Raw genomic sequence first — 26,654 nt, 5'->3', positions numbered from 1 at the left:
ATTGGGGAATTGCTTTTCCAATAACCATTAACCATTAACTATCTTTGCCAGAAACACTCTTATTCAATGCTCCTCATTCATCGCCCGGTATTCCCTTCCCGGTAGCAGCCCAGTATATCCCCCCAAATAAATGATCCAGAAATAACCAATCATCATAGGTTTTTTCCATATGACCCATTGCTGTATAGAAAGAACGACCCCCGTCAAATTCGTGATACCAGGAAATAGGGTGAAAGTCGCCCATTCCGTCACTTTTCTTTTCACCCCAGTCTGCACTTGGGTCATAAGAATCTTCATCGATGGTAAGCAAATAGTTTAGCCCTTCTACCTTTTCTTCTGTGAAGGTGTACCACTCATCGGTAAATAAGAAAGAATCGGGCAAACGCTCCATCCCTGGGAAGTTCCGGTCTTCGACGTATAATCTTGCCGTCTGATTTGCCGGGTGAATTACAAACATCCGACCTACAAGCTGGGTAAACCATTCCCATTCATATTCGGTATCTGATGCAGCATGTATACCAACAAATCCTTTTCCTGATTGAATGAACCGCTCCATAGCCGCTTGTTGCTCATCATTTAGTACATCTCCTGTTGTGCTCAAAAAGATGATTACATCGTACTGTTCAAGGTTTTCATCTGTAAACCTCCAAGCCATTTCTTCCCAATCTACCTGAAATTGATGCCGTTCTCCCAAATAACGGATTGCATCCACCCCTTCGTTAATGGAGCGATGATGCCATCCATCTGTCTTAGTAAATAATAAGGCTTTGAATTGAGGTTGGGCATAAGCAGTAATTGATAGAAGGAATGCTCCTGCTAGTGAAAGAAGAATGGTCTTTTTCATAAGTGGTACTTTTGATCGTTGATTCTCAAATAATCGTGATTCAACATTGAATATTCCACTCTATTCTCGTGATAAAAATTCCTAGAAGAAGGATTAATTCAACAGATTAAGTCATCCCGCACGCTGATGCGGGATCTGTGATGGCTCGTCAGGTATTCCACTACAGATCCCGGGGCAAGCCCGGGATGACTAAAAGCGAACGGGATAACCTTCTCAAACCGATCCTAAAATTCAATTTTCCAGCTAAGTATAGGAAGTACCAATCCCTCTTTAACCAAATTAACCTGATCAGTAAGGTGATTATAGTCAAAAGAATTGTCTTTGCTAGCTAGCAGGTTTTTAATTTGAAGTAGCCAAATACTCGAATACCTGCTCCTGTTCGTTCGGTAAGAGAGGGTTAAGTCCACTACAAGTTGTGTATCGAACTGGTTGTTGTATGGATTGGCTTCATCGAAAATTACCTCTTCATCTATTGCGGATTCTGTTTGCAATACAGAGCTATATCGTTCTCCTCCAGTAATACTTGCACGCGTATTTATTCCAAACACATTCTTTCCTTCTTTGAGGAAGTATTCTTTTCCAAACAGGACATTAGCTGCAATTCGTTGGTCAAAACGACTTTTCCTCCAGGCTCCATCCCCTCCTTTGTACCTGGAAGAATACAAGGTTCCGGTAACCAGATAGTAATATCCTCGATGTAAAAATCGCTCCAGAGTAAGCTCAATACCATAGTTTTCACCTTCTCCTTCATTCACTAATGCCTCAGCAAAACTTAAGTCTTGCACAAAATTCAGCATCGAAAAGCTGCTATCAGCAATAACTGGTACATCAAACAATTGTTGAGCAAATAGCTCCGCCTTTATGAAATGATGATCTCCAAGGTTATGACTTAACCCTGCTACAAAATGATGGGCCTTGGCGAGCTTCAAATCTTTGTTAAGCGATTCATTTTGAGACCGAACATGGTAAATCCCCAACTCTTCTATCTGGCTATGTAATCCATAGCCCAAATTGAATCCTGTTTTGCTGTTCATTTGCCAGTTCAAAGCTGCGCGCGGCTCAATCAATAATTCCTCATTTAAAGAAAACCACTGAGCATGAAGCCCTGCACTACCTGACAGTCTTGGAGAAAACTCCATTTTTAATTGAGAATACGCCTGAGCTAATTGTGCGTTTCCATCTTCCAAGACTAATTGTTGGAAGGGACTTTGATTATCAGTCTTTCCTCTTAAATCCAGATCAAAAAATAAATGTTGAAGCTCAAAACCTGTTCTTGTGGTTAGCCTTTCTCCTACCAGTTGATTGAGATACGATTTAAGAGCAATCCTTCCGGTTTTGTTCAAAATTCGTAGTTCAGGGCTGGCAATGAAGTTTTCATCTAACTGGTCAAGCTCATAATCCGTTGAGTTTCCCGAAACAGCTAGGGTAGTTTTTAGATAGCCCTTAGAATTAACGAGTAAACTATGAGAAAGACCCGCTGCTCCTACTCCCAGATTGATATCGTTATTACTAAAATCCCAGTATGCATATTCCCACTCTGACGAGTCTTCTTTAGCATCTAAACCTTGTTTATCTAAACCTCCGATTCCCCAAAACTCGAACCGACCTGCATTTTTGGTTGGGAAAGTTGTTTTGAAGGATAAGTCCTGATACTGGATAGTACCCTCAGTTGGCAGAAGCGGAAGTAACAAGGTCAGTGTTGAAAACCGGTAATTGAATAAATAAGTAGAGGGACTCCCCTTCTTAAATGGTCCACCCGAACTAGCTTCAATCCCATTTATCCCAAGCTGAAATGCATACTCTCTTCGGTTCTTATTCCCGGATCTAAAATTAATATCGAATACCCCTGAAAGTGCATTGCCATATTCTGAAGGAAATGCCCCAGTCATAAAATCCGAGTCAGCCAATAGTTGGGAGCTGAATAGAGTCAATCCACCGCCACCTGCTACCGATAACCCTGCAAAGTGACTAGGATTAGGTATTTCGATACCCTCTAGTCTCCATTGCACACTTTTGGGAGCATTACCCCGAATAGATATAGCATTGGTTTGAGTACCTCCTGAGGAGGTCACCCCGGCAAAAGCCGTAACTAATCGTGCCGGATCATCCAAACCACCAGCGTATCGCTGAGTTTCTTCAATGGTAAAAGCCTTGGAGCTTACATAGCTCATATCATTAATGGCTTTGTCCTTTTGAATGGTAGCTACTATTTCCACTCCCTCTTCTTCAAAAATTTCTGCCGTGAGCTCTACCGTAAGTATAACCTCTCTACCACTAGTAACAAGTATCTCAGAGATTACTCTCGTTTGATACCCCAAAAAAGATATTTGGAAATTGTGACGGCCGAGTGGAACATTGTTTAAAATAAATTGTCCATCAACATTGGTTGAAGTACCTATAAGTGGCTCGTGATTTAACAGTACAATATTAGCTCCTGGAAGAGTCTCCTTGGTGGTTTTATCTATTACTACCCCTGATACTGTTTGTGTTTGAAACGCCAGTACTACCTGACTAGATAAGGCAATAACAAATAGTGTAAAAAGTTTTTTGAAGTTCATCTCCGAATACGTTGGTTTTAATTCGGTGGCAAACTTATGCTACGAGAAAGGCCCAATCGTCCAAACCACTGGGTTTGGACTTCTTTTTTACCGGAAGATTTGGTTAGAAAGACCTACGGCCATTTCATTTTACCCACCCCTCAATCCCCTCCGGTGGAGGCGAAGCTCGTTGTTCAAGTGTAAGTCTAAATAAAGAAGTCCCCCTCTTGGGAGGGGACAGGGGTGGGTTCTCTATTGAAAAGTTTTAAAATTAACGTATTTGATTAATTTAAAGACCGCTTGTACTCTGATGGAGTCATCCCGGTATGCTTCTTAAAAACTGAATTGAAGGAAGATTTGGAGTTAAATCCTGCTTCCAGGCCTAGCGCTAGCATCGTCAGGTTATCCGAACCTGGTTCCATAATTCTCTTCTTTACTTCTTCTACTCTGTATGAATTTATGAAGTCATAAAAATTCTTACCTGCATAGCTATTTATAATTTCAGTAAGATTGTGAGTGGAGATACCTGCCGTTTCAGATAGGTCTTTCAGGCTTAACTCGTTATTCATATACGGCTTTTCATCTTCCATCATCTCAGTGAGCCTGGCCATCAATTCCTTCCCGGACTGCTCATCCAAGCCCGATCTGGAATAGCTTGGAGCGGGCTTAGAATCCGTAACAGATTCACTATGAGAAAGGGTAGAAAAATCCGCAAAAAATTCGGGTTGTCTTAACCCCATATATCCAATGCTGTACACATAGATAGTTATCCCAAGCAAATTGATGTTCGTATACATCACATTTTCGCCATATACCGAACTCATATAATGCAGCACAGTAGCCATAAGTGCGAGCACAACTATTCCAAATATGAACCATTGCAACCAATCGAGATTCCTTTTATCCAGTGAAGAAAAGTTATTTTTCAATTGGTTCTTATAATCGCGCACCAGTCTCAGAATGAACGCGATGTAGATTAGATTATATCCGAGTTTGATATGCGTGATAAAAGCAGATCCGTACATTAACCCTCCTTCAGCACTTATTGAGTCTATTTTCTCTTGTCCGGTCAATAGATAAAAAGGGATACTGAATATAAGTAACAGCCCAAAAGCAGATAAGTGCGACCAGTCCTTCGGGGTCATTCTGGTTTGGGCATTTATCAGCGTTTTGGAATACAGATATAGAAGCGGACCATAAAGTAAGGTAATGGGATAATCCAGGCCGATGGCGTGTGGAAAATCTTGATAAGCTCCAAAACCCAGATAGCTGGCCATAGCTAAATCAATGGAAAAAACCAGCATCAGCGCTCCCATAATACGGTTTGATAACTGATTTACTTTTTTACTTGCCAGTAATAAGGCCAATACCAGCCCATGAATGGCCCCTAGTAAAAAAATGGCGTTAAAGAGCATACCTCATTTTTTAGATGGATATAATTTAGAGATAAAATCAGGATTATTTACTTTCGCATTCAATCTGTTCTGTTCATCAAACTAATGTTATGAGTTCAAAAACCTTTAAGATCATTTATTGGGCTTCTACTGGCCTTCTCACTTTCCTTATGCTTTTCTCAGTTGCAAACTATTTCTTCAATCATGAAGCAATTGTCAATGCTTTTGAAACTCTTGGTTACCCTGTTTACCTGATATACCCGCTAGCCATTGCCAAGCTATTAGGTTTGGTTGCGATTTTAACACGTAAATCTTCAATATTAAAAGAATGGGCCTACGCAGGATTTTTCTTCGATTTTATCCTGGCCTTTTTTGCTCATATAATGGTTAATGATGGTGACTTCGCTGGGGCACTAGTTGCTATGATCATTCTTTTTACTTCTTACTTTTCAGAGAAAAAGGCTTTTCAGAGTTAAGAAACTTAATGCTGAATATATAGAACCAATGGGCTTACCCAAGTTAAACACTTTCACTGAATCTGAGCTTCAATTCTATAAAACAAAGGGCTACCTGCTACCCAGTCGAAATTTGTTTTCGGATACCAAACAAGCTCTTCTTACAGAGATATTTGAAGAACATCTGAAGAACAAAGGGAAAAAGCTTTCCGATGAATTGGATACCCCTCATTTCCGTGATCCTAGATTATTGGATCTCTTGTTATCACCTGAAGTATTAGATGTGGTGGAAGATATTATAGGACCGAACATTGGACTTTTTAGTAGTCATTTCATTTCAAAAGAACCTGGGAAAGGTCGCCGAACTCCATGGCATGAAGACAGCGCTTATTGGGAAGGTAAGTTTGATGAGCTCGATAAGATCGTCACTATTTGGCTGGCTATTGACGATTCTACTATTGAAAACGGATGTATGGGAGTAGTTCCCGGTACTCATTACAATGGGTTTTCTGAATATGAAGAAGTGGAGGATAAAGAGAACAATACCTTTACTACTGAAATCAAAAAAGGGACTTTTGATGAATCTGAGGTAGTATGGTTTGAGCTAAATAAGGGTCAATATTCCTTGCACGATGCCCGGATAATACATGGAGCTAATGCCAATACTTCTGACAAACGTCGGTGTGGTTACACCATGCGTTACTTTTCTCTGGATATGAAATTCAATCCAGAATCTGCTCCTGGCCATAAGCTCTATCACGCCCGTGGAGAGAACCTGGCTAGCAATCCATTGGTCTATCGAAATTAAAGCTTAATCGAACGGAATGAGGTTTACTAACCTACCCTAAACTTAAGCTCCTCAATCTTAATCAGGATCTCGTTTCGATCCATTTCCCTGTACCGCTCAGGAAGGAGTTCTTTAGAGGTACATTCGATAACCGCGTTCAAAGTTTGCAGCTCTACTTCTTCAGGATAGGTAGGAGGAATGAAATCAGCTAGCGCTTCATCAAGAATTCCGGGAGTCACCTTTTTCCTGCCTTCTGCTGCCGCACGGAATTTCGCCCTGGTAAGGGCAGCTTCCATATCAGCGCCGGAGAATGTTTTAAAACCTTCTTCAATAAGCGCCGGAATGTATTCTTCGGTCATTTTCAATCCTGTCTTCTTCTTCATGGCAGTGAAAAGTTCGACACGCTCCTCGTTGGTATAGGGCGGAAATAATGCCAAATGCTCTTCTGCTCTTCCCTGTCGTTTTAAATCGATAGGCATCAAATCAGGACGAGCTGTCATCAGGAACCAGATAATTCTACCACGATTGCTGGTATCACTCATAAAGGTGGCAATTTGAGAAAATACCCGGCTGGAAACCCCACTATCTCCACTGGAATTCCGGTCTCCCAGGTATGCATCAGCCTCATCAATCATTACGGCTACTGGCGCCATAGCTTTTAGGATAGAAAGAATTTTCTCAAGGTTACCTTCTGTAACCCCCTGCCACTGGCTTCTGAAATTCTTCAGTTTAACCATGGGCACTCCAACCTCAGTAGCAAAACAGGTAACCAAAAAGGTTTTTCCGGTTCCTACCGGACCACAAACCAGGTAACCCATAGGCATCACGTCCTGGCGACCTTCTTTAAGAGCTTTAACTGCTTTTCTAAGATGTGCTTTTACATGAGTATGCCCGGCAACATTATCCAGAGAGTATGGAGTTTCTACGAACTCAAGCAGGCCATAGGCTTCTGCTTCAATCAATTCTTTTTTATTCTCAGACAGTCCTTCAAAGGTGATCTTCTCTTTATTCTCTCGGGCATTCGAAAGTACACTTCGAACATTCACATAGTTTAGGCCTGCTGTTTGTTGTGCCACTATTTCCGGCGAAACATCCGAAATCTTCTTGAAATCATCATTCCGCGTTTCAAACTTTACAAACTCAAGGCGATCCTGCTCTCCCGGGATATTGATCTTGATTTCGGTAGTGTATGGATTCTGTATCAATGTCTTGTTGAGATCAGCAAGGTTCTCAGTAATTAATACGGTAGTAAAATCGGAGGCAAGAAACATCGGATCATGTGCCCATCTCGACAGATAAACCAGGGAAGTACGATCCTCATTTCCAGTAGAACTGGCATCACTCATCGGGATGATTGTTTCAGCATAATCGATGATAAGTGCTACGCTTTTCTTTTGATCCAGACGAAGCCGGAAATATTGTTCCAATAAAGAAAATACCCTTACTGGATCCTTAGGCATCTTGTTGGCATAATCTGTACCAACCAAACTATCTCTTCCAGCTATAGCCTGGTTAAAATCGGCCTGGGATTCTTTGTCCCGGAAATAAATACCTGATGCCCGATCATAAAAGATCACGTAGTCCCGAGCTCCAAAAAATTCATCAGATAGAAAAGTTTTTAACCTGTTGAATTCCGTCCCATCTTCTGTTCTTAGTGGGACTAAATCATGCACGTTACCATGAAGCAGAAACGTGTTAATGGTTCTACTTAAATACTTTCTCGCAAAATCCTGAGACCAGGCTGGGTAGTTGTCGAACATCTTTATGTTTTTAAGTTTTAGAGTAGCAGAGTGGCAAAGTAGCAAAGTGAGTACTTATGTACACTTTGCTACTTTGCCACTTAGGTACTTAACTACTCAATTAAAATAAGCTTTACCGTTTCAATTCTACTTTGAGTGGCTTTACTAATGATGAATTTTTTGTCCCCGATAAGTACCTCCTCATTCACCGTCGGAATGCGCCCCAAAGTATTTATAATGAAGCCCGCTACGGTATCATATTCAGAAGGTTCCAATGGCAGGTCAATTTCCGGGAATCGATCTTTTAGCTCTTCAATTTCTACGTTCCCGCTTATTACATAGGTATTAGGGGATAGCCTTTTCATAATGTCATCATCAACATCATGTTCATCCTGGATATCTCCTACCACTTCTTCCAGTAAGTCCTCAATGGTAACCATTCCTGCTGTTCCACCATATTCGTCTAACACAATAGCTACCGACATCTTAGTTTGCCTGAACTCGGTTAACAGATCCTTGGACTTTTTACTAGACGGAACCAGCTTCACCGGGCGAATAATCTCATTAAGTGTATTCGGGCTATTAAATAAATCGTAGGCAAATACTACCCCTATTACATCATCAATTGAATCCTGGTAAACGGGTAGCTTCGAGTGCCCTGACTTAATAAATAGTTCCAGTACTTCGTCCAGATCTGTTTTCTTATCCACAGCTTCTATTTCGATACGGGGGATCATCGAGTCTTTAACCCTTTTGGTAGATAACTCCAGAACATTATGCAGGATCTCGGAATCATCCTGGTCAATATCCTCACTCCCCCCACTCTCGCGAAGCTCTTTAAAAATCAGCTCCACATCCTGGCGACGATACAAAGATGAGGTTTGCTGAGCATCTGGTACCAGCCACTTAATAAGAATATTGGAAGAGCCATTGGCAAGTACAATCAACGGGCGAAGCAAGAAGTAAAAAATACGAAGTGGTATTGCGATTAAACTCACCATAAAATCCGCCTGAGCCCGAAAAACTGCTTTAGGAAGAATTTCCCCAAAAAGCATTATCAGCACCGATGCGATAATGGTCTGAACAAGTAAAACCTCAAAATCGCTAGGCGTATGGTTAAACCACGCCTCCGAGTACATATTTATAGGACTGATAAGAAATATTGCCATCAATGTAGCATATAATACATTGATGATATTATTACCTACCAGTGTTGTGGTTAGAAAAGTTTCCGGGTTTTCTTTGAAGAAACTTAGGGAGCTGGCTACAAAATTATTTTTTCGGGAGGCTACCTCAAGCTTGAGTTTATTGGCTGAGACAAACGCAATCTCTGACCCGGAAAAGAATCCGCTTAAAAAAATAGTCGCGATGATAAGGAGCCACTCCATATTATTTGGCTCCTGTTTTTTGAGATGAATATGTACTACCCGATGGAGGCTCGTCGCTCATTCAGATTCAATTCGTTCCTATTTACCGGAGAAATTCGGTTTTCGCTTTTCAATAAAAGCCGAAGTTCCCTCTTTAAAATCAGCAGTGGAGAACAATTCTCCAAAAAGTTTTGCTTCGGAGCCGAACCCCGAAGCCTTGCCTGCTTCTTTAGTTGCCAATATAGCATTTTTTATAGCTATAGGAGCTTGTCTGATAATCCCTTGCAGCATTTTTTTTGCAGCTTCAAGCACATCATCTTCAGCTATTTGGTTTACAATACCTAATTGAAGTGCTTCCTCAGCTTTTACAAACCGACCTGACATGATCAATTCAAGAGCTTTTGCCTTACCTACTAACTGAGGGAGCCGCTGAGTTCCTCCATATCCTGGTATTAAGCCCAGGCTTACTTCGGGTAGTCCCACAACCGTTGTTTGCGAAGCAACTCTGAGATGACAAGCTAATGCTAATTCAAATCCCCCTCCTAATGCGTAACCCTGAATGGCGGCAACTACAGGTTTAGTCACATCTTCTAATTTCTGAAAAACTCTGTGCCCTCTACTGGAAAGGGTAACTGCCTGTTCTGAGTTGAAATCTGCAAATTCTTTTATATCCGCTCCCGCTACAAAAGCCTTGTCGCCAGCACCGGTAATTATGACCGCTTTGATAGCATCATTTGAGATGACTTCATCGATAGCAGCATCAAGGTCTTCAAAAACCTGGTTATTTAATGCGTTAAGCTGCTTTGGACGGTTTATGCTTAATGTGGCTATCCCGGATTCATCAATATCCAGGATGAGCGTTTCAAAAGATAGGCTCATTTATTCTGAACTCTTTTCTTTGGATTAGTTACAGTGTCAACATCGTCCGAAAGTTCGTCCAAAATAGAATCAAAGTCGAGTTCTGATTCCCACTCAGTAGTGTATTCTGGTAGAATATCCTGATCCAGATCTTCAATAAGCTGAGAAGTTTCGTCTACTTCGGTAAGTAAATTATCCAACTGGAATCCAATTTCCTCAGGATTACTCATGGTCATTGATTGCTCGTAGATGTAGCGAACAGCATCTTCAATGGTTTCCAAGTGAGTTTCACATACCAGATATTTTTCTTTAGCTATTTTGAACTTTTGCAGGCGCTTCTGCATGATAGCTACTCTTCGGGATTTGGTACGTTTGAGTTTTTCCGACTCCAGAGTTTTTATCTCCTCAATTTCTCTGATAACTTCTTCTTTCAAATTATTCTCAAGAGAAGTATTTAGGTATACCTCATACCTTTTTATTAAATCAAGAAGAGTAAGATAATTTCCAAGTAGCTCATCAATCTTCTTTTTGATGTTATCAAGTAACCCTTGAGAGCTATATGGAAGCTTTTCAAAATTTTCTTGTACAAGCTGAGCGAGATGTTTTAATACTAAAAACCGTTTTTGGCTTGTAGAATCAAGAGCCTGAAATAAATCCTTTTCATTATTTGCAGCGTGACGCTCCTTAATTTTCTTCAATTCAACCCTTTTCCTGAAACGGGGAAGTTTTGGAACAACTCCCAGGTACATGAGCTCTACTCCGAATACTGTTGAGAGTAGAATATTGGAAACGTCAACACTAAGATTGCTAAAGAAAAGTGCCCCTAGCGTTGAAACAAGCAATACTCCTAAATTAATTGGATTTAGAAATGCTTCTCGTGTGTAATTGATATTTAATTCGTCAGCTGACATCTACTATTCTGTGGTATCCCCTTCCGATGACTCATCGTCATCTGCTAGTTCATCTTTTTTTGTACCGATGGTTTTTTCGGCATGAATTTCCTCAGCATGCTTCTCGATTTCAGAGTAAAGCATTCCCATTTCAGCTTTTACTTGTTGAAGGGTTTGCTTTGCCTTCTGCTTTTTCATTTCAGCATCAAGCTCTTCCTGCTTTAGTTTGCCTGCTGCGGTTTTCGGATCGTCCTCATCAAGACTATCCATTGCTACATCAAGCCGAGCTTCTGCACTTACCACCTTTTCTTTCACTTTGCCAAGAAACTCATCAACAGATTCAAGAAGATTGTCGGCATTCATATTATTCAAGGCCTGAGCTATTTTCCCCTTCTGTTGTGTCTGACGCAACTGTTCCTTGGCCTCTTTGATCCTTCGGTAGTGATCTTTGTATTCCTCTTTGAGGCGTTCTCGTTCCTGTTCGCTGCGGGTACTCATTTCAGAAAATTCTTAGCTCTTTTCCTTGTTGCCTACCGACTTGGTTGGCGTTTCTTCTTTTACCGGTTCTTCGTCAATAGAAATTGAACCTGAAGTTTCGCCCATTTCCAATTTAAATTGTTCTACCAATTCATGAGCTCTAATTTTTTCAGCATTAGCCTCGATTTCCATAGTTTGAGTATCAATGCTGTCTAAAGCTATCTCCATTCGAGCTTCATTCTTAGCCGTCTCTTCATTCAGACGGTTAATCATTTCGTCATGGGTTTGATCAAGTCCACCCACTTCAAATTGCTCTAAGGTATCTGCAATCTTGGATTGCCATTCGGCTCTTTCGCTGGCTCGCAATGCTTCTTTTGCTTCCTGAATCTTACGATCCTTTTCACGCATGAATACTTTTTTCACTTTCAATGCTTTTTCATAAGCACGCTCAGCAAAAGCCAACTGTTCTTTAGAGTGAATGATCGTTTCCTTCGCTTTCTCTAACTGAAGCGCATATCCCTCAGCTATATCATCTCTGTTTGCTTTAATCGCTGATTTAATTTTTGAGGTAAGCTCAGTGATTTGATTTTCGTTACGCTTTACTTCTTTTTGAAGCATAATGAGATTCGCTTTTACAGTGGCGATGTTCTCATTCATTTGAGGAATCTGGTCGTTTAATTCTCTGATGTTTTGCTCAAGGATAAGTTTTGGATTTTCCATTGAGCTTATAACTCCACCGAATAATGATCTGATAGCGCGAATAAATCGTTTAAACATGGTTCTGTATATTTTTTATGCCCTTTTTGTCTTCAGGAACTAAGTTAACTGATTATTATAGTAATTCAACATGCTAAAGCTCAAATGCCCGTGTGCCTTGGCTGTCGCAAATATGAGTGACCAAAGGTTCCGGCTTTGGCCGCTCGTTTCTGATTTCCACCGATTGGAATAACTCTTCTGTCACAATTTCAATCATGGCGGGCTTGTTCGTATACCCTGTCAAAATTGTTTCACCTTCTTCAATTTTGTCTCCTACTTTCTTATTTAAGATAATACCCGCGGTAGGATCGATCACATCTTCCTTCTCGCGCCGACCTGCGCCCAGCTCAAGAGAAGCCATTCCAATCTGATAGGAATCCATAGCATTAATGAATCCACTTTTTTGGCTTTTCAATGAAAACTCATACCCTGATTTTGGATAATTTTTGAGATTTTTGATTAAAGAACTATCTCCGCCTTGCTCTTCTACAATATCTATCCATTTCTGAAAAGCCTTACCATTTTCTATCTGTTCTTCACTTTTTTTGATCCCCTCTTCAACACTCCCAGCCTTCTCTCCGAGATATATCATAGTACCTGAAAGCAGATTAGAGAGCTTCACGATATCCTCCGGCCCTTCTCCATTGAGTGCCTCTACGCACTCTTCCACTTCCAGCCAATTCCCTATTTTAAATCCAAGCGGTTGATTCATATTTGTAAGATAGGCGATCGTTTTTTTATTAAAGCGATCTCCGATTCCTACCAATTCCTCTGCAAGTTCGATAGCCGAGTCCAAATCTTTCATAAAAGCTCCGGAACCATATTTCACATCTAGTACCAAAGCATCAATACCCTCAGCAAGCTTTTTGCTCATAATACTACCAGCAATTAGAGGAATGGACTCCACAGTGGCAGTAACATCTCGCAATGCATATAATTTTTTATCAGCCGGAGCAATTTCTTTGGTTTGACCAGCCAGAACAAGATTATGCTTTGAAATAATATCATGGTATCTCTTCAGATCCATATCGGTGTAGAAACCAGGAATAGATTCCAACTTATCAAGGGTTCCACCAGTGTGCCCCAGTCCTCTGCCAGATATCATTGGAACAGGCACTCCTGCGCTGGCAACTACGGGAGCCAATATCAAAGAAAGTTTATCTCCTACCCCACCGGTAGAATGTTTGTCAACTTTAACTCCGGGGATATCCGATAAGTCGACAACAATACCTGATTCAAGCATAGAATCAGTAAGTGCAGCCGACTCTTCCATGTTCAGCCCTTTCAGAAATGCAGCCATAAGAAAGGCGCTCATTTGATAATCCTGAATGGTGTGATCAGTATATGCATGAACGAGATAATGAATCTCATCACTTGTTAAAGACTCACCTTGCCTCTTTTTGCGAATTAGGGAAACTATGTTATACTTGGAACTCATGACCGAAAATAGGTCAAATTCGCTTTATTTTCTCATTTTAAGCCCAATTTCTTTGATCAAAGTACTTACCGATCAAAACCTCCATAAAATAAGCCTTTTTATCCCTAAAGAGGCGGAGCTTACTTTCTATAATCCACAGCATAAAACTCCGGACTTAACAGGATTTGATGCTCTTCTAATCCGAACTGTTACTAAGCTTAATGAGCATAATTTCCCGAAGTTACCTTCTACCCTCAAACTTGTAGGTACAGGATCTTCTGGAAGTGATCATGTTGATATCGAATATCTTTTGTCTAAGGGTGTCCATTTTAGTGATGCCAAAGGATGTAATGCCTCAGCTGTAGCCGAATATGTTTTAACCTCATTATTACTATGGGGTGTTGAAAAACAGGTAGAACTAAGTGACCTTTCATTTGGAATTATTGGAGCAGGTAAAACCGGAACGGCTGTTTCCAATTTGCTAGAGAAATTTGAGGCCAGTTTTTATTTATATGATCCTCCGAGAGAGAAAATAGACCCTGAGTTTACTTCATGTTCCTTAGAAGAAGTACTAAGATGTGATGTACTTAGCTTTCATGTTCCTCTAATCCATTCCGGGGAGTATTCTACTTTTCACTGGCTTGATAAAGTGAAGCTAGTTGAGAATCAATTCAAACTCATTATCAATGCTTCACGAGGAGGTGTAATCGATGAGTCGGCTCTAAAACAAGCAATAGATACTGGTACTGTTGATGATTGTGTAATCGATGTCTGGGAAAATGAACCGGATTTTGATCCCAAATTGGCTAAACAAGCCTTCATAGCCACACCCCATATTGCTGGGTATTCAGAACAAGCTAAACTAAATGCCAGCAGGTTGGTTTGTGAAAAGCTTTGCCGTTTTTTTCATCTTGATATGCCCACTAACGATCTTCTATCCCAAGCTAAGAATATAGAACTAGCGCATCTTAAGTATTCGCTTGGTCAGTTATTAAGCCGATTACATCCCATTAGGGAATATGATGCCATTCTTAGAGATTTGATGAACCGAGAAGATAAAGCCACTCTTTTCTCAAAATTAAGAACCGACCGACCTTATCGATATGAATATTCTTATATGAATCTGGATGATGAGTTTTTGGATAGGTTTAAAGAATTAGAACTTCTAGGAATTAAATCTCGTCTGCGAACGGAGTGAAGCAGTCCCAGTATTTCGATGCAATAAAACTGGGATCACTTCGCTCCACTCGTGAATGAATATCGGCATTTGCGAAAGATTGCTTTAAAGTTTGTAACCCCTCCTGAAAAAATTACTCCGCTACGCTACATTTAAGAAAAACTTGTACTAACTATGAAATACTCCAGAATTTACCTGCTCTTCGTTTTTCTATTTTCTTCAAGCCTACTATTTGCACAGGTTCAATTACCCGAATTTGCTGACAAAGCAATCGTAACAGAACATGAAGTATCTATAAACGGTCAAAAAATTCCTTATTCAGCAACTACCGGATTTCAACCGGTTTTTGGTGATGATGAACGTACTCCTATTGCTACCCTCCACTACACTTACTACAAAAGAACCGACATAAAAGACGATTCCCGAAGACCACTTATGATTTCATTCAATGGAGGTCCAGGCTCTGCTTCTGTATGGATGCATTTGGCATATACCGGTCCTAAAGTGTTGGTTATCGATGATGAAGGTTTCCCCATTCAACCCTATGGTGTAAAAGATAATCCACATTCCGTTTTGGATATTGCTGATATCGTTTTTGTTAACCCCGTAAACACAGGGTATTCTCGAATTCTGGATGAAGAAGTAGACAGAGATACATTCTTTGGGGTGAACCAGGATATCGAATATCTGGCCGATTGGATCAATCTGTTTGTGACAAGAATGAATAGATGGAGATCTCCTAAATATTTGATCGGAGAAAGCTATGGAACCACTAGAGTATCAGGCTTAGCTCTTGAACTTCAAAATAGTGAGTGGATGTATTTAAATGGAGTCATTCTGGTATCTCCTACTGAACTGGGTGTACATACCAGCGAACGAAGAAGAGACGGTCCTTTGGGCGCGTCACTGCGTCTGCCCTATTTTACAGCAGCTGCGTGGTACCACAACAAACTACCTGCTGAATTACAAGCTTTGGATTTAGAAGAAGTACTTCCGCTCGCCGAAGAATACGCGATTAACGAACTCATGCCCATACTTGTAAAAGGAGGCTTTGTTGATGATCAAGTTCGGCTGGAGGCTGCAAAACAAATGGCTCGATTCTCCGGGATTTCTGAAGAAGCCATTTTACAATATAATTTGGATGTACCTACTGCATTCTATTGGAAAGAGCTTCTTAGAGATGAAGGGAATACTGTAGGTCGGTTAGATTCGCGCTATAAAGGACTGGACAGAACCAGAGGTGGTGAAAGCCCTGATTTTAATTCTGAATTAACTTCCTGGTTGCATTCCTTCACTCCCGCGGTGAATTACTATTTCCTGAATCATCTGGACTTCCAAACAGATTTAAAATATAACATGTTTGGCCCGGTACGACCCTGGGACAGAACCGGAAATAATAGTGGGGAGAACCTTCGTCAGGCAATGGCTCAAAATCCTTACTTACATACCTTAGTCCAAAGTGGATATTACGATGGAGCTACCAAGTATTTTGATGCAATGTATACTATGTGGCAGCTTGACCCCAGTGGAGAAATGAAAGATCGCTTTTCCTTTAAGGGATATAGAAGTGGACATATGATGTATTTAAGAGCTGAAGACCTGAAGAACGCGAATGATGATATTCGGGAGTTTATTCAGAACAGCATCCCTCTGGAAGGGACTCCGGCTAAGTACTGAGGCTTGTAATAGGAAATCCAAAAAACTCATATTGAGTCATTCTGAAGCTACTGCTGAAGAATCTAAACGGATAATCGACTAGATCCTTCACAAGTATGCTCAGGATGACTGATAAAGGTTCAGAATGACCCCAAACTCCAATCTCAGACGTTACTTAAAGTCCAACCGTAACTTTAGTGAAGACATACCTTCCATTGGAGCCAAATTGAGCAATTCTCCTGGAGTAAATAAATTGATTTCCTGAAGTAAGATCATCTGGGCGTCGATCCGGATAAATATCCAGAAGGTTATTCGCTCCAACTGTAAATGATAGCTGTGGAGAATACCGGTAAATAGCTGATAAGTCCGTAATCACTTTTCCACTATACACGGGGTGAACATCCACTCCATTTACTTCATAGGTTTCTGCTTCTTTTACATCTCCGAAGTAGGCATTTCTTAATAGAAAAGTCCAATTCCTGTTAGATATGGCTGTAGCAAGATTCATTTTTGTTTGAGGAATGGCCTCTTCCAGTAAGACTCCGCTAAAACCATCGAAATAAATTTCCTCGTAATCAGCTAATAAATCACTGGTATTAATGTCTCCTACACGTTTAGTCTGAGAATAGGAGAAAGCGAAATCATTGGTCAACCTCCAGTTTCCTAAAACATTGGTTTGATGTGAAGCTACAGCTTCAATACCCATGGTTTCAGTATCAATGGCGTTGGTGAAGAACTGAATCTTATTTGCCCGTGCTCCTTCCAGAATACTAGCAATGTCATCATCTCCATTGGCAATAAAATCATCTTGTGAGAATTGATTCGTTAACACGATCCTATCTTCAATTCCTGTATAATAGCCATCTACGGAAAGTGTGATTCCCAAATCTAAAAGAAGCAAAGTAAACCCACCGCTTACACTCAGTGAAGTCTCCTCCTTGAGTTGTGGTACTCCAAGGTTTTGAACCACAGTACTTGTATTCCGGGCAGTCAACACCTGCTGGCCAATTCCTTCTGAATCGAATTGTGTACTAATGCTACTAAAGTTTAGCTGGTGTAAAGAAGGTGCTCGGAAACCTGTACTGGTCGATGCTCTTACACTTATTGCTTCGTTAAAACTTAACCTACTCGCCAGCTTGAAATTTAGAGTGGACCCGAAATCGCTATAATTCTCATATCTAAGAGCTGTTCCAACAAGAAAATTATCAGTGAAATCAAATTCAAAATCTACATAACCTGCAAAACTCTGACGGTAATCATCTACTGCGTTTGAAGGGCTAAAACCAGGAAATGCCTGAGCACCTCCTACTCTTGGCCGACCAAAAAAGTCGACTACTTTTAAGGAATCTGCAAGCTGATTGAAGTCGGCAACTACATTTCCATCTATATCATAAGTTGCCCATGATGCTTCCTCTCCTTCTAATATTCGATAGTTTTCTATTCTGTATTCTGCTCCGAAAGCCACATTTAATCCTGCGAAAGTATCCGGCCAGTTCCTGGTCACATCGAAATTAGAAGTAGTTTGCTGAAAGAAGGTATTCCAGGAATCAAATAAATTTGGTGAAGCTCCCTGCAAAGTTGCGTTCAAGGAATTTGCTGCCCAAAATTTAAAAGTATTTGCTCCAATCGTAGTACTTAAATCGGTATCCCAACCAGCAATATTCTGTCTGATTCCTACTGCAAAAGAACGATCTTTAACGAAGGTGTGGCCCTCAGGACGGAAACCATTTATTTCAAGAGGAGTATATGCGCGCTCCTGGGTAGGTCGTCGATAGAAAGCAAAACCCACACTTCGACGATTACTTATCCCGGCAAAGGAGTACAAAGTGGATTCTCCAATTGGAAGTTCAAAATTTGCAAATAGCTTTCCCTCCCGGTATTCAGGTTGACCAATATTCATTCGGAAGTCTCCCCTGTCAAGACCTCGGGCTTCTAATTCGGCGTCTGAATAATCTACCGGATTCCCATCGCTATCGCTCAATAGAGCCTGTACGGTGGCAATATCTGAAGCAGCGGCAATAGAGTTTTTTAAGTCGGTACTAAAATGTGTTACCCCTGCTGCATATTGTTGAATGGAGGCTAGATCTGTTTGTAAAGTCTGAAGGTTTGCACCATCCTGATATGCCACCCACTCAATAGCATTGTACCCATTAAAAATCTCACCCGTAAACTCTCCTGATCGGCTGGTTCTATTCCTGGTGTTTATAGAGCCCGTCACATTTATAAAACCACCCTGATCGCCTATTGCAAGGCCTCGGTTTATATTCAACTGAAAATCTTCACCATCTACGCCGCCATCAAAATTATTCCCATTAGCACTGGTCTGAGCACCTGTTTGAACGGATATATCCAAATTATCTGTCTCTTTTTTTAGGACGATATTGATTACTCCCGCAATTGCATCCGAACCATATTGTGCAGCAGCACCATCTCTTAAAACTTCAATTCGTTCGATTGCAGCGGCAGGAATAGCATTTAAATCTGTACCAACACTGCCCCTCCCGGGAGTTCCATTTACATTCAATAATGCAGAGGTGTGTCTTCTTTTCCCGTTTATGAGAATCAACATTTGATCCGGGCCTAAGCCTCTCAACGATGCAGGATCAATATGATCAGTCCCATCTGCTACAATCTGCGGGCTTGAAGAAAAAGAGGGTAATACATAGTTCATCAACTGGTTCAGATTAACCTGTGGACTCTCTGCCAATAACTCTGATACATCCAAAACATCAATAGGAACAGCCGTTTCCAGTACCGTTCTGCTTTTATTTCTAGAACCAACTACCAGTACTTCTCCTAAATCAAGTTGTTCATCCAGTGTCATATTTATTGTAGGATTATCTTCGACTAATGCCTCTTTAGCTTTAAAGCCGACAAAAGAAAAAATCAGGATATCACCCCTTGAAGCATTGATGTTATAGTAGCCCTCAGAATCAGTGAGGGTGCCTCTTAGTGTTCCTTTAATGGTTACACTTGCACTTGAGAGTGGTTCCCCAACTCCATCTACTACTCTTCCAGATATAGTAATAGGTTGTGCAAATAGAGAAAAAGAAATAAGGCTTAAGAAGCCTATAGTAAGCAGAGCTTTTTTCATGGCAATCCGAAAATTGAATTGTTAATTAGCCCTGACCAGACAGCGCAAAATTCAATAATTCTTAAGGATATTACAAGTATAAGAATCTAGAATACTTAACTTTTTCAATTATTTAATTGAAAAAAGCTGTTTTGATGTACGAGTTGTTTGATCAATTATATCATCAATACTTATTAAAAAGATTTCTGAAAGCTTTTTGGCAATAAAACTCAAAAAGGCAGGCTCATTTCTTTTCCCTCGTTTTGGGGTTGGAGACAAATAAGGAGCATCTGTTTCCAGGATCATTTTTTCTAAAGGGAGTTGAGCTACCGTCTTATCAACCCCTCCATTTTTGAAGGTAACCACACCTCCAATTCCTAAATGCAGCCCTAAATCAATCGCCCTTTTACCTTCATCAACAGTTCCATTAAAACAGTGCCATATTCCCGATAGACTTCCGTTTTGCTGTTCCTCAATAATATCCAGTAAATCAGAAGTACTATCCCTATTATGAAGAATGATTGGTTTACTCACCTCTTTAGCTACCTGGCAATGGATACGCAAACTCTGCTTTTGCTCTTCTACAAAATCAGTGCTCCAATAGTAATCAAGACCTGTTTCCCCTACTCCATAAAAATCCTCCTTTGAAAAGTATTCCAAAAGCTTCCTTTCAAAATCACTTTCAAGTTCTTTCACATCCACAGGATGAAGCCCTGCCATCTTATAAAAGTTGATCCCAGTATAATTCAGCTTTTCCATCTGAGTAATTGATCCAAAATCGATAGCCGGCATAAATATGGCTTCTACCCCTGCTTCTTTGGCTCGCTGCATTACTTCATCTCTGTCATCATCAAACTGTTCTAAGTAAATATGCGAATGCGTATCAATCATGGCTATGAAAATGAACTAGTTCATCAATTGGATTTTTTTGGATCATATCAATCTGAATTCCTGCTTCTCCGAATATCTCTCGAAATATGTTTGAAAAATGAAATGCAGTACTGCCATTTACTTTTATGGGGAAAATCTTCAAATCTTCGGAAAAGTATCCATCCAGTTCTTCAAAAAATAATCGAATAGATCGCTCAGCTATATTATGCAAAAAATCATGTTCACTAAGTTCTTTAACTATAAACATGGTATGAGATGCAATTCTTTTTGCGCTTTTTTGATCCTTAAGCTTACTCAATAATTCATCCTTATTCCCCCCTCCACTGGTCTGTATAATTTCCACAAACGTAGAAGGAGCCTTTCCTTTTAGGTAAGCTTGTAATACCATGCCTCCTATATGACTTCCGCTTCCAAAATCACCACCCGGAAAAGGATCGGATGGCATTTGATCGACAAGTTTTCCGTTCCTCATCACACCAGCACTTGAACCTGTCCCTGAAATCAAAAGAATGCCTTCGGTCAATCCAAAAAGACCGAGGCCAGCTCCTTCGATATCGGTTTTCACATGTACTTCATCTCCTAAGAAAAAAGATCTTAAAATATTTGAAACTCTATTTGCTCTATGCTCATTTCCGCAGCCTGCACCATAAAAATAAATGGAATCATAGTCCTCATCAGGTAGAGCGGGGATGAGTTTCTCCCTGATAATCCTGCTAAACTCTTCATCAGAGATAAGCGCCGGGTTTGTTCCCTCTGTATAAATTCTCTTTTTCTCACCACCTATAATGGATACCCAAATAGTTTTTGTAGCTCCCGAATCGACAATGAGTTTCTTCACAAGTTTTTGTTCTAAGATAACTATAATTCTGGCTATCATTCAGGGAAGGAGTCGCCATGAAAATTACATATACAAGTTATCTTAAAATTGATGAATTAACTGGGCTACAGGAACTTAAATCGAAGCCTGAGGAACACGATGAAATGTTATTCATCATTATTCATCAAACCTATGAACTTTGGTTCAAACAAATTTTACATGAGTTCGGAAAGTTGAGACACGAACTCAAAAGCGGTAATACCTGGAATTCGGTAAAAACATTACGCCGTATTCTTACCATTATGAAAACACTGGTTTCTCAGGTTGATATTCTAGAAACAATGACTCCGCTTGAATTCAACAGTTTCAGAACTTTTCTTGGCCAATCCAGTGGATTTCAGTCGCTTCAATTCCGAGAAGTTGAAATACTTTGTGGATTAAGACTTCCTCTTATGCTTGAAGCTCACAAAGAAAATGAGAAGCATGTTCAAATTCTTACCACCAGAATGAATGAGGATACATTGTGGGAGAGTTTTGGAATGTATCTAACAAAAAAAGGATTCCCTATTCAGCCTAAACGAGAAAATGAAGTGGGACTAATGTACAATCCGTCCGAAAAAATTCAGGAAGTGTTGGTTAAGGTAATGCAAACCCAACCTGAGCTTGCATTACTCTGCGAGCTTTTTGTGGATTTTGATGAAGGCCTCCAGGAATGGAGATACCGACATGTAAAAATGGTTGAGCGTACTATTGGGCGTAAAAAAGGAACTGGTGGTTCAGAAGGAGTGGCTTACCTTCAAAAAACCATCAACCATGCCATTTTCCCAGACCTTTGGGCAATTAGATCGAAGTTTTAATTAATAACTCTCTTAATTGTCACTCTTAGTGAAAACGAAGAATCAACATAAAATCCGGGTTACCTAAAGTTGTGTTGATCCTTCGGCAGTAGCCTCAGGATGACTAGAATACGAATATGTCAGAAATAGACCAGTTAGCAAACCGATTAGCCCCACACTACTCAGCCTTTGATGTGTCAAACCGCTTATTGTTCACCGGGCACTCACACCAGGCCTGGCCTGATGTAGCCAGAGAAGGACAAACCGAATACTTTGATGCGTGTGCCAAGGAGGTAGATAAAAAATGGGACAAAGCATTTGAAAAAACAGAGATCCTTAGAAACTATCTCAGAGGATATTATGACGACCCGGATGGTTTGTATTGCAGAGAGGAAAGCACTCACTTTTTGATGGTAAGTTTGCTGAGCAGCTTTGATTTAAAATCTAAACCGAAGATCATAACAACCGATGGCGAATTCCATTCTATGTTTCGTCAACTTCGAAGATTAGAAGAAGAAGGTCTTCAAGTTGTGTCTATACCAACTGTTCCTGATGATGATTTTGCACAAAGGATTATTGAAGAGATTGATGTAAATACCTCTGCTATTATGCTTTCGAGGGTATATTTTGAAACGAGCCTTATCAATAGCCATCTTTCTGAAATAGCTGCGGCGGCCAGAGTCCAGGAAATCCCAGTAATTATAGATGATTATCATGGCACAAATGTAGTTCCGTTATCTATCAGAGAAGTAGGTCTGGAAGATTGCTTTATTCTTATTGGAGGTTATAAATACCTACAATGGGGAGAAGCAAATTGCTTTCTCCGCTTTCCAAAAGATTGCGAGTTACGCCCGTTAATTACAGGTTGGTTTGCTTCATTTAGTACACTGGATCATCCACGAAATAACGATCCTGTTCAATACGACTCTTCTGACCAGCGATTTGCTAGTGCCACTTATGATCCTTCTTCTCAATTCAGAGCTGCCAAAGTTGTTGAGTTCTTCCAGGAACATGGGTTAACCTCCAAAGTACTTCGAAATCAATATGAAGCGCAGGTAGGAATGCTTCGCTCACTTTTCTTAGAAAAAGACTTTAACCCAGATCATATCCGACTCACTCACAGTGAACCACTCTCGTCTAATGGAGGCTTTCTTTCATTAACCTCTCCTTACGCCCGAGATTTACGAGCTGATTTATTATCTCGGGGTATTTTTACAGATGCGAGAAATGAAATATTACGATTTGGACCAGCGCCATATACCACTGAGGCTCAAATCAAAGACGCAATTGAGGAATTAAATACTTCGTTGGAAAATATTTTGTAAGGAATGGGTGATTTAGTTTGTCTTACTAATAGCAAACGATAAATAATCAATTTCCAAACTCCAATTTTCATGAGTATAACTTATAAATACGACCTTGAGAATCGGACATTCATATTTGCAAGAGATGTTAGAGCTTTTCTTAGAACTATTCCCAGGGATGTGATTAATTTTGAGGACATAAAACAGCTGACCAGATCTTCTGGCTCAGTTGGCGCCAATTACCTCGAAGCTAATGAAGGTTTAAGCACCAAAGACTTCTATTATCGCTTAAAAATTTGCAAGAAAGAAGCCAAAGAAAGTGCTTATTGGTTATCTCTGCTCTTCTTAAATAATGATCAAGTTTTGGATAATGAACGAAATTTATTGATTAGAGAAGCCAATGAATTTGTTAGAATCTTTTCCTCAATTGTCAGCAGGCATGCTGGCAAATGATCATTGGAAATTGAAAATTCGACTTTGCTATTACATAAATTGAACATATATTTATTGCGCAATGAGTGTGACACGTTCTGGCACTCTGTACACTTACCTTTGTGCAAAATAAAATCAAAAAACATTGAATCATGGCTGACGAAAATAAATTAAAAGCACTAGACATTGCTGTTGGGCAAATCGAAAAGCAGCATGGAAAAGGAACCATTATGAAACTCGGAGATGATGCTGCACAGGATGTGGAGGTTATTTCAACCGGCTCTATTATGGTTGATTATGCACTAGGTGTACAGGGAGTTCCTAGAGGAAGAATCACTGAGATTTATGGGCCTGAAGCTAGTGGTAAAACCACTCTTGCTCTTCAGGTTATTGCACAAGCTCAAAAGAAAGGGGGCTATGCCGCTTTTATTGATGCTGAACATGCTTTCGATCCAAGATACGCACGTGCCCTCGGAATAAACACGGAAGAGTTATTGGTCTCACAACCTGATAGCGGTGAGCAAGCTCTTGAAATCACAGAAACACTCATACGCTCAGGAGCACTGGATGTAATTGTAGTAGACTCAGTAGCGGCTCTTGTTCCACGTGCTGAACTTGAAGGTGAAATGGGAGATTCTCATATGGGTCTTCAAGCCCGCTTGATGTCTCAGGCACTTAGAAAGATTACTGGGATCGTCAATAAAACCTCAACCGCTTGTATTTTTATCAATCAGGTACGTGAGAAAATTGGGGTGATGTTTGGAAATCCTGAAACAACAACTGGTGGTAGAGCTTTAAAGTTTTATTCCTCTGTAAGGCTTGATATCCGAAGAATCGGAGCACTCAAAAAAGCTGATGAAGTAATCGGTAACCGAACTAAAGTTAAAGTAGCCAAAAATAAAGTAGCCCCTCCTTTCAAGGTAGTCGAGTTTAATATCATGTACGGAAAAGGTGTTTCCCGAATTGCTGAAATACTTGATTTAGCTGTTGATTACGATATCATTCAAAAAAGGGGAAGCTGGTTCAGATATGAAGGCGAACCTATTGGGCAGGGAGCCGATTCAGCAATGCAGTTCCTTGAGGAAGATTCAGCGCTTTGTGACAAAATTGAAAAGCTAGTAAGAGACCGCCTCCGTGGCATTGAGCCAGTTGAAGAGGAATCAACTCCAGAGCCTGAACAAAAAACTGCTTCTGTTGAAGCATAGTCAAGAGAGAACATCGATAGAAGTTGCGGCGGCACTATTGCCCGCTGCAATTTCGTCGATCCATGTTCAAAAAAAGAACAAAAACAGATTCTCAATCTTTGTAGATGAAGAGTTTCTAGTTGGAGTTTCTGATTCTACTCTTATCTCTTTGAACCTAAAAAAGGGTGATGTTCTAACCACTTCAAAACTGGAAAGAATCTTTAGCCTTGAAGACCAATGGGCCTTAAAAACCTATTTCCTCCGTTTACTCTCTCGAAGAGACCATTCAAAAAAAGAACTAAAAAATAAAGCGCTTCAAAAAGGATATCGCTCAGCTCAAATAGAGGGAATATTGAATGAACTCAGTGAAAAGGGTTATATCAATAATTTAGAGTTCGCAATGAGCTTTACACGAGATAAATTTCGATTCAATCGTTGGGGAGTTAATAAAATTAGGGTTGAGCTTCGGAAAAAGGGAGTTTCGGAAAAAGAAATTTCTACCGCCTTATCTCAAGTTGATACGGTATGTCAATCTGAATCCATACAGGAGCTCATCAACAAACATAAAGCACGTTTTTTACGAGTTATTCCTGAGAAACGAAAAAAGAAAGTCTACGATTTCTTATTGAGAAAGGGGTACGATTCAAGTATAATCTCTTCGAATCTGACTTCATTATTAGATAGCATAGAAAATGAGAAACATCACGCTTGAACGAGTAGTACGTTTTGGTATATGGGCCATTGCCCTGAGTGTGATTGGTCTGATTTTGTACAACTATGCTAATTTGGTAGGCTACCTCGTCCTGGCAATGATTCTGAGTTATATACTCGACCCTGTTGTAAATCGACTACAAAGAATGGGGCTCAATCGTACTCTGGGTATTACATTAACTCTTTCTGCAGTTATTACACTTATGATTTACATATCAACTAATGTAATTCCTCTATTTGTAGCTGAGATGATCGAGTTAACTAATAATCTAAACTTAGAGAATATTCAGGCAGTTGCTGTTAGCATTGAAACTCAGCTTGCTACTCAGTATGAGTTTATACCGGATGGATTTCTTGAGGAAAATGTATCCGCAGTACTGGCCGAGCTATTTGATTTAGGTAAGCTATCTACGGTTTTAAGTGATGCTGTTGGAGTTTTTACAAATATCTTCTCAGCTGTGCTAGTAGTACCCTTTGCAGCATTCTTCTTCCTTAAAGACGGAACCAAAATCAGAAGAGACCTGCTGACCTTGGTACCCAATAAGTATTTTGAAACCATCCTTACTTTAATAGATAAAATTGAAAAACGATTGGGTTTGTATTTCAGAAGCGTGCTAACACAAAGTGTGTTGGTTGCTTTTTCCTCTTGGTCCACCCTTAGCATTGCGGGACTGGATAATTCACTATCAGTGGGTATTTCTGTTGGTATTGCCAATACCATCCCTTATTTCGGACCTATAATTGGATATATCCTCTCCATTATTGTATCTATTATCGAAACTGGTGATTTATCACTCGTGTTGGTATGTGTGGTAGCCATATTTATAGTACAGATGTTGGATAACCTGGTTTTCCAGCCATTTCTTTTTTCCCGCTCAGCCGATATACACCCGGTTGCCATATTATTCATAATCTTAGTTGGAGCAGAAACTGCTGGTGTTCTGGGCATGCTAATAGCTATACCTATAGCCACAGCCGTTAAAATTACCTTCAATCAAATTAGTTGGAGTTTTAACAATTACCAGGTTTTCAGAATGGAAGCACCTCCATAG

Annotated in this window: 23 protein-coding genes; 10 read left to right on the top strand and 13 right to left on the bottom strand. The window is 40.2% G+C overall.

Going from position 1 to position 26,654, the window contains the following annotated elements:
• Positions 1-73: 73 nt before the first annotated feature.
• From ED557_15565 to ED557_15555, 3 genes are all read right to left on the bottom strand, one after another.
• Positions 74-844: a ThuA domain-containing protein gene (locus ED557_15565; protein RNC79489.1), complete on the bottom strand. Its 771-nt coding sequence runs from the start codon at positions 842-844 to the stop codon at positions 74-76.
• A 224-nt stretch (positions 845-1,068) separates the two neighbouring features.
• The gene (locus ED557_15560) at positions 1,069-3,402 is read right to left on the bottom strand and encodes a TonB-dependent receptor (GenBank protein RNC79488.1); all 2,334 of its coding nucleotides are present in this window, start codon (positions 3,400-3,402) and stop codon (positions 1,069-1,071) included.
• Positions 3,403-3,665: 263 nt separating this feature from the next.
• The gene (locus ED557_15555) at positions 3,666-4,796 is read right to left on the bottom strand and encodes an AraC family transcriptional regulator (protein RNC79487.1); all 1,131 of its coding nucleotides are present in this window, start codon (positions 4,794-4,796) and stop codon (positions 3,666-3,668) included.
• Between the two features lie 89 nt (positions 4,797-4,885).
• Here ED557_15555 and ED557_15550 point away from each other — a divergent pair, with 89 nt between their 5' ends.
• On the top strand, positions 4,886-5,251 hold the full coding sequence (locus ED557_15550) for a DoxX family protein (protein ID RNC79486.1): 366 nt from the start codon (positions 4,886-4,888) through the stop codon (positions 5,249-5,251).
• Positions 5,252-5,279: 28 nt separating this feature from the next.
• Positions 5,280-6,038, top strand: a complete 759-nt coding sequence (locus ED557_15545) for a phytanoyl-CoA dioxygenase family protein (protein ID RNC79485.1) — start codon at positions 5,280-5,282, stop codon at positions 6,036-6,038.
• A 26-nt stretch (positions 6,039-6,064) separates the two neighbouring features.
• On the opposite strand, the gene ED557_15540 is transcribed toward ED557_15545, so the two are convergent.
• From ED557_15540 to ED557_15510, 7 genes are all read right to left on the bottom strand, one after another.
• Positions 6,065-7,777, bottom strand: a complete 1,713-nt coding sequence (locus ED557_15540) for an ATP-binding protein (protein ID RNC79484.1) — start codon at positions 7,775-7,777, stop codon at positions 6,065-6,067.
• 92 nt (positions 7,778-7,869) lie between these two features.
• Positions 7,870-9,144 carry an HlyC/CorC family transporter gene (locus ED557_15535; GenBank protein ID RNC79483.1) on the bottom strand — a complete coding sequence of 425 codons (1,275 nt, stop codon included), beginning with the start codon at positions 9,142-9,144 and terminating at the stop codon, positions 7,870-7,872.
• A gap of 78 nt (positions 9,145-9,222) precedes the next feature.
• Positions 9,223-10,002 carry an enoyl-CoA hydratase gene (locus ED557_15530; GenBank protein RNC79482.1) on the bottom strand — a complete coding sequence of 260 codons (780 nt, stop codon included), beginning with the start codon at positions 10,000-10,002 and terminating at the stop codon, positions 9,223-9,225.
• Positions 9,999-10,892, bottom strand: a complete 894-nt coding sequence (locus tag ED557_15525) for a hypothetical protein (GenBank protein RNC79481.1) — start codon at positions 10,890-10,892, stop codon at positions 9,999-10,001. Before ED557_15525 ends, ED557_15530 begins: the two co-directional genes overlap by 4 nt.
• Before the next feature lie 3 nt (positions 10,893-10,895).
• The gene (locus ED557_15520) at positions 10,896-11,369 is read right to left on the bottom strand and encodes a hypothetical protein (protein ID RNC79480.1); all 474 of its coding nucleotides are present in this window, start codon (positions 11,367-11,369) and stop codon (positions 10,896-10,898) included.
• A 12-nt stretch (positions 11,370-11,381) separates the two neighbouring features.
• Positions 11,382-12,125, bottom strand: coding sequence for a PspA/IM30 family protein (locus ED557_15515; GenBank protein ID RNC79479.1), 744 nt, complete (start codon positions 12,123-12,125; stop codon positions 11,382-11,384).
• 73 nt (positions 12,126-12,198) lie between these two features.
• On the bottom strand, positions 12,199-13,542 hold the full coding sequence (locus tag ED557_15510; GenBank protein ID RNC79478.1) for a thymidine phosphorylase: 1,344 nt from the start codon (positions 13,540-13,542) through the stop codon (positions 12,199-12,201).
• Here ED557_15510 and ED557_15505 point away from each other — a divergent pair.
• A complete protein-coding gene (locus ED557_15505) occupies positions 13,523-14,719 on the top strand; it encodes a 4-phosphoerythronate dehydrogenase (GenBank protein RNC79477.1) in 1,197 nt (398 codons plus the stop codon). The two genes, ED557_15510 and ED557_15505, sit on opposite strands and share 20 nt — an antisense overlap.
• 153 nt (positions 14,720-14,872) lie before the next feature.
• Positions 14,873-16,375, top strand: a complete 1,503-nt coding sequence (locus ED557_15500; protein RNC79476.1) for a carboxypeptidase — start codon at positions 14,873-14,875, stop codon at positions 16,373-16,375.
• Between the two features lie 154 nt (positions 16,376-16,529).
• Here the strand turns inward: ED557_15500 and ED557_15495 are convergent, their stop codons facing one another.
• From ED557_15495 to ED557_15485, 3 genes are all read right to left on the bottom strand, one after another.
• On the bottom strand, positions 16,530-19,448 hold the full coding sequence (locus ED557_15495) for a TonB-dependent receptor (GenBank protein RNC79475.1): 2,919 nt from the start codon (positions 19,446-19,448) through the stop codon (positions 16,530-16,532).
• A 108-nt stretch (positions 19,449-19,556) separates the two neighbouring features.
• A complete protein-coding gene (locus ED557_15490; protein ID RNC79474.1) occupies positions 19,557-20,318 on the bottom strand; it encodes a TatD family deoxyribonuclease in 762 nt (253 codons plus the stop codon).
• The gene (locus ED557_15485; protein RNC79473.1) at positions 20,311-21,195 is read right to left on the bottom strand and encodes a hypothetical protein; all 885 of its coding nucleotides are present in this window, start codon (positions 21,193-21,195) and stop codon (positions 20,311-20,313) included. The genes ED557_15490 and ED557_15485 overlap by 8 nt, the downstream gene beginning before the upstream one ends.
• Positions 21,196-21,212: 17 nt before the next feature.
• Between ED557_15485 and ED557_15480 the strand changes: the two genes are divergently transcribed.
• The 6 genes from ED557_15480 to ED557_15455 all read left to right on the top strand — a co-directional run bounded on the left by ED557_15480 (position 21,213) and on the right by ED557_15455 (position 26,654).
• Entirely contained in the window at positions 21,213-21,992 is a 780-nt protein-coding gene (locus ED557_15480) for a tryptophan 2,3-dioxygenase (protein ID RNC79472.1), read from the top strand.
• A 116-nt stretch (positions 21,993-22,108) separates the two neighbouring features.
• Positions 22,109-23,296 (top strand): hypothetical protein, encoded by a 1,188-nt coding sequence (locus ED557_15475; GenBank protein ID RNC79471.1) that lies wholly within the window; start codon positions 22,109-22,111, stop codon positions 23,294-23,296.
• 63 nt (positions 23,297-23,359) lie between these two features.
• Entirely contained in the window at positions 23,360-23,728 is a 369-nt protein-coding gene (locus ED557_15470) for a four helix bundle protein (protein ID RNC79470.1), read from the top strand.
• A gap of 131 nt (positions 23,729-23,859) precedes the next feature.
• Positions 23,860-24,912, top strand: coding sequence for a recombinase RecA (gene recA, locus ED557_15465; GenBank protein ID RNC79469.1), 1,053 nt, complete (start codon positions 23,860-23,862; stop codon positions 24,910-24,912).
• Entirely contained in the window at positions 24,842-25,603 is a 762-nt protein-coding gene (locus tag ED557_15460) for a regulatory protein RecX (protein RNC79468.1), read from the top strand. Before recA ends, ED557_15460 begins: the two co-directional genes overlap by 71 nt.
• The gene (locus ED557_15455; GenBank protein RNC79467.1) at positions 25,584-26,654 is read left to right on the top strand and encodes an AI-2E family transporter; all 1,071 of its coding nucleotides are present in this window, start codon (positions 25,584-25,586) and stop codon (positions 26,652-26,654) included. Before ED557_15460 ends, ED557_15455 begins: the two co-directional genes overlap by 20 nt.

Origin of the sequence: Balneola sp. (assembly GCA_003712055.1) — a bacterium.
GTDB lineage: Bacteria > Bacteroidota > Rhodothermia > Balneolales > Balneolaceae > RHLJ01.
Note: the sequence above shows the minus strand (reverse complement) of the source record. Positions and strands in the feature narration are given on the sequence as shown.

Excerpts from the sequence above, each read along its gene's own strand:
- ED557_15565 (RNC79489.1), bottom strand. The coding sequence starts at position 844 with ATGAAAAAGACCATTCTTCTTTCACTAGCAGGAGCATTCCTTCTATCA.
- ED557_15560 (RNC79488.1), bottom strand. The coding sequence starts at position 3,402 with ATGAACTTCAAAAAACTTTTTACACTATTTGTTATTGCCTTATCTAGT.
- ED557_15555 (RNC79487.1), bottom strand. The coding sequence starts at position 4,796 with ATGCTCTTTAACGCCATTTTTTTACTAGGGGCCATTCATGGGCTGGTA.
- ED557_15550 (RNC79486.1), top strand. The coding sequence starts at position 4,886 with ATGAGTTCAAAAACCTTTAAGATCATTTATTGGGCTTCTACTGGCCTT.
- ED557_15545 (RNC79485.1), top strand. The coding sequence starts at position 5,280 with ATGGGCTTACCCAAGTTAAACACTTTCACTGAATCTGAGCTTCAATTC.
- ED557_15540 (RNC79484.1), bottom strand. The coding sequence starts at position 7,777 with ATGTTCGACAACTACCCAGCCTGGTCTCAGGATTTTGCGAGAAAGTAT.
- ED557_15535 (RNC79483.1), bottom strand. The coding sequence starts at position 9,144 with ATGGAGTGGCTCCTTATCATCGCGACTATTTTTTTAAGCGGATTCTTT.
- ED557_15530 (RNC79482.1), bottom strand. The coding sequence starts at position 10,002 with ATGAGCCTATCTTTTGAAACGCTCATCCTGGATATTGATGAATCCGGG.
- ED557_15525 (RNC79481.1), bottom strand. The coding sequence starts at position 10,892 with ATGTCAGCTGACGAATTAAATATCAATTACACACGAGAAGCATTTCTA.
- ED557_15520 (RNC79480.1), bottom strand. The coding sequence starts at position 11,369 with ATGAGTACCCGCAGCGAACAGGAACGAGAACGCCTCAAAGAGGAATAC.
- ED557_15515 (RNC79479.1), bottom strand. The coding sequence starts at position 12,125 with ATGTTTAAACGATTTATTCGCGCTATCAGATCATTATTCGGTGGAGTT.
- ED557_15505 (RNC79477.1), top strand. The coding sequence starts at position 13,523 with ATGTTATACTTGGAACTCATGACCGAAAATAGGTCAAATTCGCTTTAT.
- ED557_15510 (RNC79478.1), bottom strand. The coding sequence starts at position 13,542 with ATGAGTTCCAAGTATAACATAGTTTCCCTAATTCGCAAAAAGAGGCAA.
- ED557_15500 (RNC79476.1), top strand. The coding sequence starts at position 14,873 with ATGAAATACTCCAGAATTTACCTGCTCTTCGTTTTTCTATTTTCTTCA.
- ED557_15495 (RNC79475.1), bottom strand. The coding sequence starts at position 19,448 with ATGAAAAAAGCTCTGCTTACTATAGGCTTCTTAAGCCTTATTTCTTTT.
- ED557_15490 (RNC79474.1), bottom strand. The coding sequence starts at position 20,318 with ATGATTGATACGCATTCGCATATTTACTTAGAACAGTTTGATGATGAC.
- ED557_15485 (RNC79473.1), bottom strand. The coding sequence starts at position 21,195 with ATGATAGCCAGAATTATAGTTATCTTAGAACAAAAACTTGTGAAGAAA.
- ED557_15480 (RNC79472.1), top strand. The coding sequence starts at position 21,213 with ATGAAAATTACATATACAAGTTATCTTAAAATTGATGAATTAACTGGG.
- ED557_15475 (RNC79471.1), top strand. The coding sequence starts at position 22,109 with ATGTCAGAAATAGACCAGTTAGCAAACCGATTAGCCCCACACTACTCA.
- recA (RNC79469.1), top strand. The coding sequence starts at position 23,860 with ATGGCTGACGAAAATAAATTAAAAGCACTAGACATTGCTGTTGGGCAA.
- ED557_15455 (RNC79467.1), top strand. The coding sequence starts at position 25,584 with ATGAGAAACATCACGCTTGAACGAGTAGTACGTTTTGGTATATGGGCC.